The 15,198-nt window shown below is 46.7% G+C and carries 11 protein-coding genes; all 11 read left to right on the top strand.

Features of this window, described 5'->3' with window-relative positions:
- The first annotated feature begins 72 nt into the window (after positions 1–72).
- The 11 genes from ACH59B_RS14295 (at position 73) to ACH59B_RS14245 (ending at position 15,130) form a co-directional block, all read left to right on the top strand.
- Positions 73–618 (top strand): glutathione peroxidase, encoded by a 546-nt coding sequence (locus ACH59B_RS14295; RefSeq protein ID WP_019687820.1) that lies wholly within the window; start codon positions 73–75, stop codon positions 616–618.
- A 178-nt stretch (positions 619–796) separates the two neighbouring features.
- On the top strand, positions 797–4,465 hold the full coding sequence (locus ACH59B_RS14290; protein ID WP_404301880.1) for a dynamin family protein: 3,669 nt from the start codon (positions 797–799) through the stop codon (positions 4,463–4,465).
- Between the two features lie 256 nt (positions 4,466–4,721).
- Positions 4,722–6,497 carry an ABC transporter ATP-binding protein gene (locus ACH59B_RS14285; protein ID WP_019687817.1) on the top strand — a complete coding sequence of 592 codons (1,776 nt, stop codon included), beginning with the start codon at positions 4,722–4,724 and terminating at the stop codon, positions 6,495–6,497.
- Complete coding sequence (locus tag ACH59B_RS14280; protein ID WP_025365088.1) at positions 6,494–8,332, top strand: ABC transporter ATP-binding protein; 1,839 nt, start codon at positions 6,494–6,496, stop codon at positions 8,330–8,332. Before ACH59B_RS14285 ends, ACH59B_RS14280 begins: the two co-directional genes overlap by 4 nt.
- Before the next feature lie 129 nt (positions 8,333–8,461).
- A complete protein-coding gene (purT, locus tag ACH59B_RS14275) occupies positions 8,462–9,646 on the top strand; it encodes a formate-dependent phosphoribosylglycinamide formyltransferase (RefSeq protein WP_016822131.1) in 1,185 nt (394 codons plus the stop codon).
- Positions 9,639–10,100 (top strand): GNAT family N-acetyltransferase, encoded by a 462-nt coding sequence (locus ACH59B_RS14270; RefSeq protein ID WP_016822130.1) that lies wholly within the window; start codon positions 9,639–9,641, stop codon positions 10,098–10,100. The genes purT and ACH59B_RS14270 overlap by 8 nt, the downstream gene beginning before the upstream one ends.
- 205 nt (positions 10,101–10,305) lie before the next feature.
- A complete protein-coding gene (locus tag ACH59B_RS14265) occupies positions 10,306–11,043 on the top strand; it encodes a CAP domain-containing protein (RefSeq protein WP_016822129.1) in 738 nt (245 codons plus the stop codon).
- A 226-nt stretch (positions 11,044–11,269) separates the two neighbouring features.
- Complete coding sequence (locus ACH59B_RS14260) at positions 11,270–11,950, top strand: TIGR00266 family protein (protein WP_016822128.1); 681 nt, start codon at positions 11,270–11,272, stop codon at positions 11,948–11,950.
- 174 nt (positions 11,951–12,124) lie between these two features.
- Positions 12,125–13,072 (top strand): GDSL-type esterase/lipase family protein, encoded by a 948-nt coding sequence (locus tag ACH59B_RS14255; RefSeq protein ID WP_016822127.1) that lies wholly within the window; start codon positions 12,125–12,127, stop codon positions 13,070–13,072.
- Positions 13,072–14,148 (top strand): ABC transporter ATP-binding protein, encoded by a 1,077-nt coding sequence (locus ACH59B_RS14250; RefSeq protein ID WP_193191008.1) that lies wholly within the window; start codon positions 13,072–13,074, stop codon positions 14,146–14,148. The genes ACH59B_RS14255 and ACH59B_RS14250 overlap by 1 nt, the downstream gene beginning before the upstream one ends.
- Complete coding sequence (locus tag ACH59B_RS14245; RefSeq protein WP_016822125.1) at positions 14,141–15,130, top strand: ABC transporter permease; 990 nt, start codon at positions 14,141–14,143, stop codon at positions 15,128–15,130. The genes ACH59B_RS14250 and ACH59B_RS14245 overlap by 8 nt, the downstream gene beginning before the upstream one ends.
- Positions 15,131–15,198 lie beyond the last annotated feature (68 nt).

Raw genomic sequence — 15,198 nt, 5'->3', positions numbered from 1 at the left:
AACGCTGGATATGGACGATTTCACATGTTTAAATATGAAATCTTCAATTACATTTTCAGAGGAGTTTCTTAAATGAGCATTTATGATTATTCAGCCATTGCGATGAACGGCAAGGAGATTGTCCTTAGTGATTATAAAGATAAAGTAGTGTTGATTGTAAATACGGCCAGCCAGTGCGGATTTACATTTCAATATCAGGATTTGCAGCGTCTATATGATCAATTTAAGGATAGAGGCTTGGTGATTCTCGGTTTTCCATGCAATCAATTTGCCGATCAAGAGCCGGATTCCAATGAAAGTGTGCAAACATTTTGTACTCTGAATTATGGTGTCGCGTTCCCTATGTTTCAAAAGGTGAATGTACGTGATGAGCAGGCTCACCCGTTGTTTACATATCTTGCTTCGTCGTTGCCCTTTGAGGGCTTTGATGAAACGCATTCGGTTGCCAAAATACTTATTCCTTTAATTCATGAGCGTCATCCTGAGTACTTACCAGGAGATTCGATCAAATGGAATTTCACGAAATTCCTGATTGATCGGAACGGGAAAGTGATCAAACGATTTGAAGCAACGACTGACCCTCTGGATATGGAAGAATATATTGAAGCATTACTGTAATGATCTGTTTTGGATAATAAACTTATGGTTTCCATTTACAAGAACAGCGTTCCCGAAAGCCAGGTACAGGCAGGGAGCGCTTTTTTAGTTTTTTTAATGTGATGATTCTCACAGTGGCTTAGGAATGCTACAATATAGCTATTTGGTGCAGATAAGACAAGGAGTGAAACCGTAGCTTATGATGCAAACGATTACAGGAGATGCGGAAAAGTGGTTGAGTACGATAGAACAAATACAGGATACCTTGCGTAAAGCGGGGGATGAAACGGGAGCGAAGGCAGTAGGGGATTTGCTGGAAAAAGCGCATGCACAAGAGCTGACCATTGCCTTTTGCGGACACTTTTCAGCAGGTAAATCGAGCTTGATTAACAGCCTGTGCGGTAAAACCGTGCTGCCATCTGGACCGGTACCTACGAGTGCTAATGTAGTGTCCATCCGTCATGGACGTTCGAGAGCGCTTATTCATCCAGCCCGATCGGCAGAAAACCCGGAGCCGGAAATCGTGGAAGCTTCCCTATCTGAACTTGCTGAGTATTGTAAAAATGGTGGGGCCTATGAATCCGTTGAAGTATGGGAGGATATCCCGATATTATCTGGCGGAGGAGTGCTGCTGGATACCCCCGGCGTAGATTCCACAGACCACGGACACGCGATGGCGACGCATTCAGCTTTACATTGGGCTGATATTGTTTTTTATGTGATGGACTACAATCATGTCCAATCTGAAAATAATTTGTCCTTTGCCAAAAGTTTGTCGGATTGGGGCAAGCCGTTATATTTGATCATCAATCAAATCGATAAGCACCGAGAGCGGGAGCTATCATTTTCACGTTATCGTAATGAGGTGGAAAGCAGCTTTCATGCCTGGCAGGTACATTACACGGACATCCTGTTTACTTCCTTGAAGGAGCAAAATCACCCCTGGAACCAGTGGGAACAGTTGACGTGCTTAATTCCGAAACTGCTGGAGCGCAAAGCTGAGCTTTTGGCTTATAGTTTAGTGTCCTCTATGCACCATTTGGTAGATCAGCATGTGGAGACAGTGCAGGCTGCTGAAGAAGAGGAACTGAACGTACTGCTCAAAGAAGCAGGTGGAGAAGAAGCCATTTTGCGCCTGGACATAGAGCAGAAAACCTTGCAGCAAGAAGATGAACACTGGAGGATGCTTCCAGAACAGGAGCATAAACGGCTGCGTCAAGAGCTGGATCATCTATTAGAACACGCTCACCTCACGCCTGCGGAGCTACGTGAAGCGGCTGGCGAATATTTAGAGAGCCGTAAGCCGGGCTTTAAAACAGGGTTATGGTTTGCCGGAGGCAAGACAGAGCGAGAAAAGGAGCGCCGTTTGGATCGGCTGGCAGAGATGCTGGCTGATCAGGTGGAGGGACAGCTGTTGCCACATGTGCGTGAGTTACTGAGGTCATGGGGAGAAGGTCAAGGTTTGTGGACCGCTGCGATGGAGCAGGAGCTGGATGACATCCGCCCTGTAATGGATCGGCAACTGGTAGAGCAGACAGTAAAGGAAAATGCTTTGTCTCCTGAGTACACGTTGAACTATTGCAAGGACCTACGCGCTGCTGTGACCGCTGATTGCCGCCGTAAGGCGTTGGCGCTGGTAGATCGCCTGCTGGCCCAGCTTGCGGTTCGAGTCAACTCCCACCGTGAGGCTCTCGCGGATGCGCGCACAGCGTTGCTGGCGCAGGCGGACGCGGCGGGCCGCTACAGCACTCGCGTGCAAGCCTCAGCTTCGCACGCCGACCTGCTGCGTAGCTTGCTGCCGCAGGCTTCCGCGCCTGGCGGGTTGCCCCGAGTGGGCACGCCTGCTCCTGCGGCTGAGACCGCCGCTGCTGCCCCGACAGATACGGCATCAACAGGTGCCGTGCGTCCAGACATTGCTGGCTCGCGCAACGGATCGGTGCGGTCACAAGCAAGCACGACTACAGCGCGGTCTGCCGCCGGGGGCCGCCGTACGCGACTGGATGCAGCAGCGACACGATTGAAGGCCGCCGCTGCATTAATAAGCCCGTACCCTGCCATGCAAGCGGCTGTTCGGGATTTACATGCGCGTGCCGCTGCACTGGAGGGCGGGCGCTTTACATTGGCGCTATTCGGAGCGTTCAGCGCCGGGAAGTCCAGCTTTGCCAACGCTTTGTTAGGCGAAGCGGTGTTGCCCGTATCGCCGCATCCGACGACAGCGGCGATTAACCGCATTATGGCGCCTACAAGTCATGAGCGCCATGCCACGGCTGACGTCTACATGAAATCAGTGGACGCATTACGGGAAGATCTTAAATACTCTTTTCGGTTATTAGGATTGGGAGAGCCAGCGTCCGTGGGCTGGCAAGAAGCCGTAAATGCGTTATCACCGGAAGGCATTCATCCTGCGGGAAGGCCTCATTACAGTTTTTTGAAGGCTGCAGCAGCTGGATGGGAAGAAGCTGAAAGCTTGCTGGGAAAAGAGCTTGAGGTGAATCTAGAGCAATATCGAGATTTTGTTGCATCCGAGCGCAAGTCATGCTTCGTCGAGCATATCGACCTTTATTATGATTGCGCTTTGACTCGTCAGGGCATCGTGCTAGTAGATACGCCAGGTGCCGATTCTGTGAATGCGCGGCACACGGGCGTAACTTTCAATTATATGAAGCATGCAGACGCCCTTGTATTTGTGACATATTATAATCATGCGTTTACACAAGGGGACCGACAGTTCTTGAATCAATTGGGCCGAGTCAAAGAGACATTGGCGCTGGATCAGACATTTTTTATTGTCAACGCATCTGATTTGGCTTCTTCTGAAGAAGAATTACATTCTGTGACTCAGCATGTACAGGAACAACTTCAAGCGAACGGAATCCGCAAGCCGCGTATTTATCCGCTTTCCAGCATGCTGGCGTTGGAAGCAGCCGAGCGGGGAGAGGTTTCGCTGCGTTCAGTTTCACGGTTTGATGCGTTTGAAGATGATTTTTCGGCATTTGCAGCCGAAGAGCTGGCAGGTTTGTCCATTGCAGCTGCTATGCAGGAGCTGGGACGGCTGCGGAACCGAATAGAACAACATGCTGCTGATGCTCGGTACAGCGCTGAAGAGCGAGAGATCCGAATAGAGCAATTAAATCGAATCCGTAGGGAGCTGGAGGAGGTGCTCCTTGGTTCGACTGGTAGCAATGGTGGATCTGTGTTGTCGGACGAAACCGATGAACTGCTGTATCATGTACGTCAAAGGTTAGCCTACCGAACGGGTGAATTTATGGCAGAAGCGTTTCATCCATCTGTTCTGCGTGAAGGAGTAGGTGATCTTCGTTCGGCTTTTGCATCTTGTGGTCGTGAACTGATGCGATTGATCGAACTGGAGCTGTCTCAGGAATTGCTAGCAACCACACTCAGACTGGAAAAAACCGGGCAAGCTTTAGTGCGTAAGGCTATCCAACAGTGCGTAGATCACATGAACCATCAGTTGAATGGATTAGATTGTACAGTTCCTGAATTCAGAGAATGGGCTGTTCCCGAACTGATGGATATTTCCTTGCAGGAGTCCATTCAGTGGAAGGATTATTGGAATAGCTTTAAAAATCCAAAGCTATTTTTTGAAGGGACGGGGCGTGCGAATTTACAAACTAGACTGGAGCCCATATTACGCCAGCTAATCGGGGAAGCTGTGGATCAGCAGCGAGAACGATTGTCTTCTTTTTACGTTGCTATGATGCAAGAGGAACAAACGTGGCAGAAAGCACAGCTACGAGAGGAAATGCAGGAGACTACTCGTGGCATGGAGCATGCACTTAAGGGCGGTGAGGAGCCACAAGTTTGGGAAGAGCTTGCTGGTCAGCTCGCGAATTTAGAGTCCATATAAATATGTTCACGATTGCTTTAAGGTCAGGACACCGGGTTGCGGGACAATCCGGTGTTTTGAGCATACTTCAAAAAGAAAGGAAAACTGAGGAAATAGCCATATTCAATGATAAGAAAGCGATTTAATTTGTCTAATCACCTACCAATTGGGAACCTGCCTGAAAACGGCCCATTATCCTCTTTGCCGCCTTGGAACCCGGATGGTAAACTTCACTAAGCCATATAACAACGTCGTGCAACTAATGGAGGGACTTGACATGGAAGTGCTCAGGCAACTGCAAGTTTTTTTTCGAGAGAGGAGACATTATCTATTTCTTTCCATTCTATGCCTTGCGATAGCGACGGCCTTGGGACTGGTGTATCCGAACCTGCTCCAACGGCTCATTGATAACGCTATCATTCCCGGCGACTTCGAGAAAGTTCCGGTTCTGGCTCTGACTGTACTGGGAGTCGTGATCATCAAAGGGTTTATGCAATTTTTACATGGTTTTTTTGGTGGACGGCTAGGTAACTACTTGGCGTATCGACTTCGCAATGCCTGTTACGAAAAGCTGCAATTTCTATCCTTCAGATATTATGACACTGCAAAAACGGGGGATCTTATGTCCCGTCTGACTGGTGATTTGGAGGCGATCCGCAACTTTATCGGGTTTGGCTTTGCGCAACTCCTCAATGTGCTACTGATGGTCGTATTCGGCTCTATCATGATGCTGTATATTAATTGGCAGCTCACCCTCTTTACGATGATCAGCATGCCATTGCTACTCTTCGTCACATTCAAATTTGAATCACGGATTCATCCCACCTTTCAGGAAATGCGAATTGCTCTCAGCGCCCTGACAACAGCGGTACAAGAAAATATTACAGGTGTGCGAACCGTTAAATCTTTTGCTCGCGAATCCTATGAAGTTGAAAAATTCTCCGTACGTAATGAGCAGTACAAGAGCAACCAGATTCAGGCTGCTTCCTTATGGAGTCGATTTTTCCCCGCGATGGAACTGATTGCCTCGGTCAGTGTGGTTCTTCTCCTGGGGATGGGTGGATATCTGGTTATACAGAAGTCAATGACCTTGGGGCAACTCGTCGCCTTCTTTAGCTTAATTTGGTATATTATCGGTCCCATCTGGAGCATTGGCTTTCATATCAATAACTATACGCAGTCCAAAGCTTCCGGTGAAAGGGTTTTGGAGTTGCTAAACCAGTCTGTAGATGTAACTGATGAAGCTAATGCACTTACACTCAACGCCGATCAGGTGAAGGGACATGTGACGTTTGAACATGTTACCTTTGCTTACGGAAATAAGCTACCTGCTGTTGTTGACATCAATCTGGATGCGCCACCGGGATCGGTCATTGGGATTTTAGGAGGAACAGGGTCCGGGAAGTCGACCATAATTCAACTACTCATGCGAGCCTATAATGTGAATGCAGGCAGCATCAAGCTGGATGGGACGGATATACGTCATTTGAAAATTCGTGATTTACGTGCTCAAATTTCTTCCGTGTTTCAGGAGACGTTTCTGTTCTCGTCCTCCATACGCAACAATATTGCATATGGATTAAGTCATGTCAGTATGGATGACATCATACGCGTTTCCAAGCTGGCTCAGGCGCATGAATTCATCACTGAATTACCGCTGGGCTACGATACTGTCGTTGGTGAACGTGGATTGGGACTGTCTGGAGGGCAAAAACAACGGATCGCCATTGCGCGTGCACTACTCAAAAATCCAAAAATTCTGGTTCTGGATGATGCTACCAGTGCGGTCGACATGGAGACGGAGCATGAAATTCAGTCCGGTTTTCAAGAGGTTATGCGTGGACGCACAACGTTTATTATAGCTCACCGAATCTCCTCGCTTCGTCATGCCAATGAAATTGTGGTGCTTGAGGAAGGACGAATCGTCCAACGTGGAACACATGAACAGCTCATTGCTACTCCAGGTCCATACCAAGATGTGTATCATATTCAATACGCCGATTACATAGCGGAGGCTCCAGGCGGTGTATCCGAAGGACAGGTGAGACCATGAATATTCCAGTAGAAAAAGCCAAACCGTTAAAGAAGCCGACCAATGAGCGCTTTGTCTATCAAGATGATGAGATTATTGATAAACCGTTTAACTGGGCGGAATTCAAACGTTTGCTAGCATACATGAAACCTTATGCCCGTCAGATTCTGCCGATTCTTCTGGTCATGATGATTCTAGGCACGATTACTAAGCTGACGGTTCCATATTTGATCAGTCTGGCTATTGACAAGGCCATTGCTCCTGCATCGCCTGCACTACCTAGCGTAAAGTTATTGTTGCTCATCACGGGTGCCGTGCTCTTGTTATATTTAATCCAATGGGCAGCCAGCACGTACCGTATTAAATTCACCAATATTATTGGTCAGCGGGTTATTTACGATTTGCGTGAAGATTTGTTCAAGCATATTCAGAAGCTTTCCTTCAACTTTTTTGATAAAAGACCAGCGGGTTCTGTATTAGTACGTGTAACGAATGACATTAACTCGCTACAGGATTTATTTACGAATGGTGCAGTGAACGTCCTGATTGACTGCGTACAGCTTTTCGGAATTATTGTCATTTTGCTGCTTATTAACTGGAAGCTCGGTTTGGCAGTGATTGTGACTGTTCCGATCATGTTTTTGATTTCGACCAAGCTGCGAGTACGCATCCGTCGCGCCTGGCAAGAAGTACGCATGAAGAACTCGCGTATCAATTCTCATTTGAATGAATCTATTCAGGGAATTCGTGTGACACAAGCGTATACGCAGGAGCAGGAAAACATGGCTTATTTCGACGATATGAACAGCTCCAGTAAAAAATCGTGGGATAAGGCTTCTGCCATGAATCAGGTCTTTGGCCCACTTATTGATATTACCGGAGGATTAGGTACGCTTGTGCTGTTCTGGTTTGGAGCGCATTTAATTCAGACAGATCAGCTGACGGTGGGTTTGCTGGTTGCATTTGCCAACTATGTAGGGAACTTTTGGGAGCCGATTAATCGGCTAGGTCAAATGTATAATCAGCTACTGGTTGCGATGGCTTCGTCAGAAAGAATTTTTGAATTCATGGATGAACAGCCGAATATTGCAAACAAACCAGGAGCAAAAGCCTTGCCGCCTATTCGGGGTGATATTCAATTTGATAAAGTCATTTTTGAATATGAAAAGGGACGTCAGGCGCTTAAAGGTATTAATCTTTCTGTCAAGGCAGGTCAATCTATAGCGCTTGTAGGTCATACTGGATCAGGTAAAAGTACAATTATTAATTTGCTCAGCCGTTTTTATGACATTACGTCAGGGCGACTTACTATTGACGGTTATGATGTGCGAGATGTCACAGTGGAGAGCTTACGCAGCCAGATTAGCATCGTGCTTCAGGATACATTTATTTTTTCGGGAACGATACGTGATAATATCCGATTTGGCCGTTTGGATGCAACGGATGAGGAGATTGAAGCGGCTGCGAAGGCGGTCAATGCTCATGAATTTATTGTTCATTTGCCAGATGGCTATGAAACAGAGGTAGAGGAGCGTGGGGGGATGCTGTCCATGGGTCAGCGCCAGCTCTTATCCTTTGCCCGTGCCTTACTGGCTAATCCGCGAATTCTTATTCTGGATGAGGCCACAGCCAGCATTGATACAGAAACGGAGTTGAAAATTCAGGAGGCCCTTCAGGTTCTATTGAAAGGCAGAACTTCTTTTATGGTCGCTCACCGTTTGTCCACCATCCGGAATGCTGATCATATCGTTGTACTGGACCATGGGGAGATCCAAGAAAGTGGTAATCATGAACAATTGATGAAAAAACATGGAATATATCGGGGGCTGGTGGAAGCACAGTTCAGATTTTTGTAAAAAAAAGATCAAAAAATCGCGTTTTTTGTAAATTAAAATGCCGAGCACTATTGCATTCTTGGAGCTAAACCCTGAAAATAAAGATGAAAAGAGATCAGAGCAATATCGTCAGAGGGGGAAGAGTTCAAGATGTGGGGTGCTCCTTTTTCTGCCAAGGCTAAGAAGATGCTACTGCTGGGTAGCGGCGAATTGGGAAAAGAAGTCATTATTGAAGCTCAGCGGCTTGGCGTGGAATGTATTGCTGTAGATCGCTATGAGCTGGCTCCAGCAATGCAGGTGGCCCATCGCTCTCACTGTCTGGATATGCAGGATGCTGAGGCGTTGAAGGCACTAATTCGCAAGGAACAGCCCGACATAATTGTACCTGAAATCGAAGCTATTGCTACGGGTGCTTTGGAAGAATTAGAGCAAGAGGGATTTCACGTAGTACCAACGGCACGGGCCGCTCGTCTTACGATGGACCGTGAGGGTATCCGCAGGTTGGCTGCCGAGAAATTACAGCTTCCGACTGCTGCCTACCGTTTTGCAGATGATTTTGAGCAGTTACGGTCGGCGGTTCAAGAGCTGGGCACGCCATGCGTGGTCAAACCCTTAATGAGTTCGTCGGGTAAAGGGCAGTCTGTATGCCGGACACTCGAAGACGCAGAATCCTGCTGGAATACGGCGCTGGAAGGCGCACGTGCCAAAACGACACGTGTCATTGTTGAAGCTTTTGTCCCGTTTGAGAGCGAAATCACCTTATTGACCGTCAGATCGGAATCAGGCACGACTTTTTGCCCACCGATTGGCCACATTCAAAAAGATGGGGATTATGTCGAATCCTGGCAGCCTCATGGCATGACGGACAAGCAGCTTTCGGAGGCGCAGGACATTGCCCGTACGATTACGGATGAACTGGGTGGTTACGGATTGTTTGGCGTAGAACTGTTTTTAACGGCTGATAGCGTCATATTCAGTGAAGTATCCCCGCGTCCGCATGATACAGGTATGGTGACCATGATTACGCAGGATTTGTCTGAATTTGCGCTTCATGTACGGGCAATTCTCGGATTCCCGGTGCCATCCGTCACGCTGCTTACACCAGGAGCTTCAGCTACCTTAAAGGCAGAAGTGGCTACGCGCGATTTCGCAATAAGCGGTCTGCATGATGCACTATTGCTACCCCGGACACAGGTGCGAGTGTTCGGGAAGCCTGAAACCAAGCCGGGACGCCGGATGGCTGTAGCGCTTAGCGCTGCAGAAGATGTGGAAACAGCACGGAAGACAGCCAAAGAAGCTGCCAATATGCTGAAAGTGGAGGTAAATCATGTCTAACAGTGTGATGATTCCAGTACTGACAATTCGTTCCGTAGAGCTTGGCGATTGTGAAGCCGTAACTGGACTACTCAGAGAAGTCGGATACCCGATGACTTGTGGTGTTATGAAAGAAGTTATGGGAACAGCGCAGGAGGACAGTCAAGCGAATATGATGGTTGCAGAAATGGATGGTCGTGTAGTCGGAGTAATCGGCATGCATACGGCTCAAAGCCTGGCCTATCCTGATCCTGCTGTACAAATCACCATGCTGGTCGTGAGCGGGGAGTATCGCGGCGAAGGCATTGGCAAGCGGTTGGTTGCTTGTGGTGAGGAGTGGGGGCGTGCGCAAGGATGCTATCATTTATTCATTACTGGAGCGAATAACCGCATCAAACAAGTAGAGGCCCGTGCTTTCTACAACCGAATCGGCTTTGAGAAGCAAGGCTACCGTTTCAGCAAAAAGCTTAGATAATCAGCTTGCAACAAACAATCTAATACTTAAAGCCTCACTATTTTTAACTTCGTCCTGTTCGCCATTGCCGAGCAGGACTATTTTTTTTCCAACTTTTATACCATTGATGATGCTATAAAACATGATATACTGCTAGAGTAAAGATTACAAAGTTGTAACCTGAGACGTTCACACCAAGGCACTTATACAACAAGGAGATGACGAAATGAAGAATATGTTGAAAAAAACACTGGTGATGGGAAGCCTAAGCGCCATTTTATCCGCAGGATTCATCGTTCCGGCATCAGCTTCACCAGCTGACGATTTATCTGCTCAATTACAACAGTGGTTTCAAAATAACGGATACACAGTCAATATGTCCAACGGGACGACGACAATAACAAAGACGGTCATTAAGGATTATTCTGAAAAGGACAAGGCTAAAACAAAAACAGCAAATCCTTCTTCTGGCAAGCAAACGACGAATCAGGGTAACCAAAAGGCTTCAAAGTCTGTTAACAAGCAACAGACCCAAACACAAAACACCAATTCAGGTGCAGGTCAGTCTACAGATTCTAATGCACAACTCAGCAAGTCTCAATTTGCAGCTGAGGTTGTAAAGCTTGTAAACAATGAGCGCAGTCAAAAAGGTCTGAAGCCCCTCACATCTAATGCGAAGCTTACAGAAGTAGCCTTAGCGAAGGCGAAGGACATGAGCACGAACAATTACTTTTCCCATACATCTCCGACTTACGGTTCACCCTTTGATATGATGAAAAAATTCGGTGTAACTTATACGTATGCGGGTGAGAATATTGCAATGGGACAAAAAACACCACAAGAAGTGATGAAGGCCTGGATGAATAGCCAGGGACATCGTGAAAATATCTTGAAGGCAGAATATACACAAATCGGTGTGGCTTACTACAATGGATATTGGGTACAAGAGTTCACACGTAACTAAGTTGATAGAGAAAACGTTCTAAACGTCATTTCTGTTTATAAAAAGATAGTGACGTACGTAATGTAAAGACCCGCTGACAACGTTCAGCGGGTCTTTTTATGTCGCTCATGTCACTTCAGGCATAAACCATTGCTCTATACCAGAAAAGACATAAGGGACGTGCTTATAGTATGATGACAGTAAGCTGAATGGATAACAGACTACTTTTGGAAAGCTAGGTGAACAAATGAGCTACGAAATCGTGCATGAAGGTGCTTTTGCTATGCTTAAGGTGCAGTTGAACCCCGGAGAAACCATTAAAGCAGAAATGGGAGCGATGGTTTCCATGTCTTCCAGTGTAGATATAAAGGGGACGGTAGACGGTGGGCTGTTACGTGGCTTAGGCAGAATGCTGAGCGGAGAAAAATTCTTTTTTCAAGAGCTGAGAGCAGCTCGGGGACCCGCTGAAGTACTGCTAGCCCCTGCAAGCATAGGTGATGTACAAGCAGTGGAACTGGATGGCACGTACAGGCTGTTGGTCCAAAAGGACGGTTTTTTGGCCTGTACGGAAGGGATTGAGGTTAGTACCAAAATGCAAAACCTGATGAAAGGTTTATTCTCCGGTGAAGGTTTTTTTATTGTAGAAATCAGTGGCCGCGGCACAGTATTCCTATCCTCGTATGGAGCCATTCACCCCATTTATATCGCGCCAGGAGAGGAGCGTATTATTGATAATGCTCATCTAGTGGCATGGCCGGATTATATGGATTATAGAATTGAAAAGGCATCTAAAGGCTGGTTGTCCAGCGTAACGAGTGGGGAAGCTCTTGTATGTCGTTTTCGCGGTGAAGGAACGGTACTGATTCAAAGCCGAAATCCGGGTAGTTTTGGACAATGGATTAGAAGTTTCATCCCTGATAGCAAATAGTTTCTTTCGTCTGACTGCTGATGATAAGAAGGGCTATTCGCACAAAAAGTATGATAAAAGGATGGGAGTTTTCCATCCTTTTTTAGTATGTTTATGGAAATTTATAAGGGATACTAAACCTCGATTTTCACCTGAACCAGAACGGTTTATTTGCAAAATGACAGGAGAAGCTTTATGTTTATTTCACTAAGCTATCAGGAGGGAACACGAGTGAATTCATCAAAATGGATTTGGCGGTCTGTCGGTTCCGTTTCCATTGCCGCCACACTGCTATTATTGTACGGATTTATTGCAGCAGTACGAAGTATCACGGCTCCAGAGCCATTGGTAAGTACTCAACCTGTACAATCCGGTTCATCGCAGACACAAACTGCACCATCGGCTACTGCTCAAACGGGAGAGTTGCGCGTAGCTGCCATTGGCGATTCGCTAGCCAAAGGAACGGGGGATGACTCCGGAAGTGGTTTTGTGCGCCGGTCGGTGACTTTGTTAAATAATCAGGAAGGACATAAAGCTCAGCTCATAAATAATCTGGGGATTAATGGACTGACGACTCAAGGACTATTAACCAAGCTGGATGAGCCTGGTGTGTCTTATGTACTGAAGAAGGCTAATGTGATTATAGTTTCGATTGGCGGTAATGATTTATTTCAGGGCGCGCAGGCGGCTCAAACCGGCAAAGAGCCACCTACACTCAGTGGTTTGCGCAAAGCTCTGCCTGATGCAGCCAAACGTTTGCAAAAGGTGCTGACAAAGGTAGGAAAAATCAATCCGAATGCTAAAATTGTCTATGTTGGATTGTATAATCCATTCAGTGATCTGCAGGAAATGAAAATTCCCGGTAATCTTGTGGTAACCGAATGGAATATGGCGGCCATGGCAATTACCAACCAAAACAGTAACATGACGCTGGTTCCAACTTTCGATTTATTCGAGCAAAATTTGCCCGTCTATTTATCATCCGATCATTTTCATCCCAACGGACAGGGCTATCAGGCCATCGCTGAACGTATCGCACAAGGGTTTGCTGTTACCGCGACGAAGGATACCGATCATGTAAATCCTAAACAACAGTCTACAAATAGCCAACCTGCAGAAGCGAAAAAGGGAGGGAACAAGTAATGAGCATCCAATCTGCTGACAAGACCGAGGCTGGCGTGACCCAAGATTCGACATCCACAGATGCAGTGTCCAGTCTTCACTCCTCCAATCAGGTTGGTAGCGCAGACAGAGACAGCAGCAATAATGAAATCGTGCTCTCTGTTCAGCATGTTAAGAAACGTATTAAACGCAAAATGATCATTCATGATGTAACATTCGACGTTCGCGCAGGTGAAATTTTCGGATTTCTCGGCCCCAATGGAGCTGGAAAAACGACGACTATTCGTATGCTGGTCGATTTAATTAAGCCTACTGAAGGGACAATAACCGTATGCGGTCATAATGTAAATCGTGACCCTGAGCAGGCTTTACGGCATGTTGGTTCTATTGTGGAAAATCCAGAGGTGTACAGCTACCTAACAGGATGGGAAAATTTAGAGCATTTTGCCCGGATGCAGCCTGGTGTAGATGAACAGCGCATTCGCGAGGTGGTTGAGTTGGTTCGGCTCGATCGTCGCATCCATGATAAGGTAAGTACATATTCACTGGGGATGCGTCAGCGTCTTGGCATAGCTCAAGCCTTGCTCGGCAGACCGAAGCTACTCATTTTGGATGAGCCGACGAACGGACTAGACCCCAAGGGAATCAAAGAGATGAGAGCTTTTATCCGTTTGTTAGCGGCCGAAGGCATGGCTGTATTTGTTTCCAGCCATTTGCTTAGCGAGATCCAGCTGCTATGTAATCGTGTGGCAATTATAAGTCGGGGCAAGGTGCTAGCTGTTGGTGGGGTACGGGAACTGGTTGAAACTCACTCGCACATGGCTGTCTGGCAGCTGGAGCCCCGCGATCAGGGCCTTGCCCTATTGCAAAATTCTCCGTATGTGCAAATCATTACGAACGCCGATGAATTAATTGATGACAGCATTGTTGCAGGTAGCGGAGTCGATGCTATTTTTACAGAAATGGACGAAGAGCATATTGCGGAGCTGGTCGCACACATGACAGCTTCCGGTATTTCCGTTAAAGGTGTAACCAAAATCAATCCTACACTGGAGCAACTATTCCTGAAAATGACGGAAGGTGAGATACTTGAATAATATTTTACCGCTCGTACAAAATGAAACCCTGAAAATTATCAAGAAGAAACGATTTTATGTCATTTTACTTGTTTTGCTTGTGCTTGTGCCGATTTTTACGTACGCTCAGATGAAAGTGGCAGAAAACAATCGCGAAAAATTCGGTAACGATTGGCGTCTGGAACTGCGTCAGGCCATTACTGATAACCAAAACTCGCTCGGCAGCGATAGGGTTCCCGAGGAATGGAAGACCTACCGCCGGGTCTTTGTGCAACAGATGCAATATTATCTGGAAAATGACGTGAATCCTAATGAGCCGAGTGGCGTCACTTTTACCAGAGAGTTTATGGATAATTCCATAAATCTGTTCGTTCCGTTGTTGATCATGGCTATTGCTTCGGACCTGGTTTCAGGAGAACGGACAACAGGCACGATAAAAATGTTGCTAACTCGGCCGGTCAGGCGGTGGAAAATACTGCTGAGCAAGCTGCTGACACTGTATATGTTCGTTTCGCTCATCATTTTGGCCGTATTTGTCATAAGTTATCTCATATCAGGCTTGTTTTTTGGTTTTCGTGGTTTTAATGTTCCGGTATTTACCGGCTTTCAAATTGTTGGATCGACGGTGGATTTGTCTGCTGTACATGCCATTCCACAATGGCATTACCTGATGCTGCAAGCCGGATTGATTTGGTTTGTCAGTCTTGTGGTTGCTTCATTAGCCTTTATGGTATCTGTTCTGGTACGTAGTACAGCAGCAAGTATTGTGGTCATGATGGCTGCGCTCATTTCGGGCACTATACTGACCAACATGGCTTCATCATGGCAAAGCGCCAAATATTTATTTATGGTTAACCTCGGATTAACCGATTATTTATCTGGAAGCCCTGCCCCGATTGAGGGAATGACCCTGCCATTTTCTTTAGTTGTACTGGGCATTTGGGGGGCTGCGGCGTTGATTGTTTCATTCGCCGTCTTTACGAAACGGGATATATTGAATTAAAATGGACAAGGTAAAAGAAAACATCTGTTTGCATTTTTGGTGAAAACCATCAAGAATAAGGCAAAACA

Origin of the sequence: Paenibacillus sp. DP01, from assembly GCF_044784315.1 — a bacterium.
In the GTDB taxonomy this organism is placed as follows: domain Bacteria; phylum Bacillota; class Bacilli; order Paenibacillales; family Paenibacillaceae; genus Paenibacillus; species Paenibacillus polymyxa.
Note: the sequence above shows the minus strand (reverse complement) of the source record. Positions and strands in the feature narration are given on the sequence as shown.

Coding starts and splice junctions, on each gene's coding strand:
- ACH59B_RS14295 (WP_019687820.1), top strand. CDS start 73: ATGAGCATTTATGATTATTCAGCCATTGCGATGAACGGCAAGGAGATT.
- ACH59B_RS14290 (WP_404301880.1), top strand. CDS start 797: ATGATGCAAACGATTACAGGAGATGCGGAAAAGTGGTTGAGTACGATA.
- ACH59B_RS14285 (WP_019687817.1), top strand. CDS start 4,722: ATGGAAGTGCTCAGGCAACTGCAAGTTTTTTTTCGAGAGAGGAGACAT.
- ACH59B_RS14280 (WP_025365088.1), top strand. CDS start 6,494: ATGAATATTCCAGTAGAAAAAGCCAAACCGTTAAAGAAGCCGACCAAT.
- purT (WP_016822131.1), top strand. CDS start 8,462: ATGTGGGGTGCTCCTTTTTCTGCCAAGGCTAAGAAGATGCTACTGCTG.
- ACH59B_RS14270 (WP_016822130.1), top strand. CDS start 9,639: ATGTCTAACAGTGTGATGATTCCAGTACTGACAATTCGTTCCGTAGAG.
- ACH59B_RS14265 (WP_016822129.1), top strand. CDS start 10,306: ATGAAGAATATGTTGAAAAAAACACTGGTGATGGGAAGCCTAAGCGCC.
- ACH59B_RS14260 (WP_016822128.1), top strand. CDS start 11,270: ATGAGCTACGAAATCGTGCATGAAGGTGCTTTTGCTATGCTTAAGGTG.
- ACH59B_RS14255 (WP_016822127.1), top strand. CDS start 12,125: ATGTTTATTTCACTAAGCTATCAGGAGGGAACACGAGTGAATTCATCA.
- ACH59B_RS14250 (WP_193191008.1), top strand. CDS start 13,072: ATGAGCATCCAATCTGCTGACAAGACCGAGGCTGGCGTGACCCAAGAT.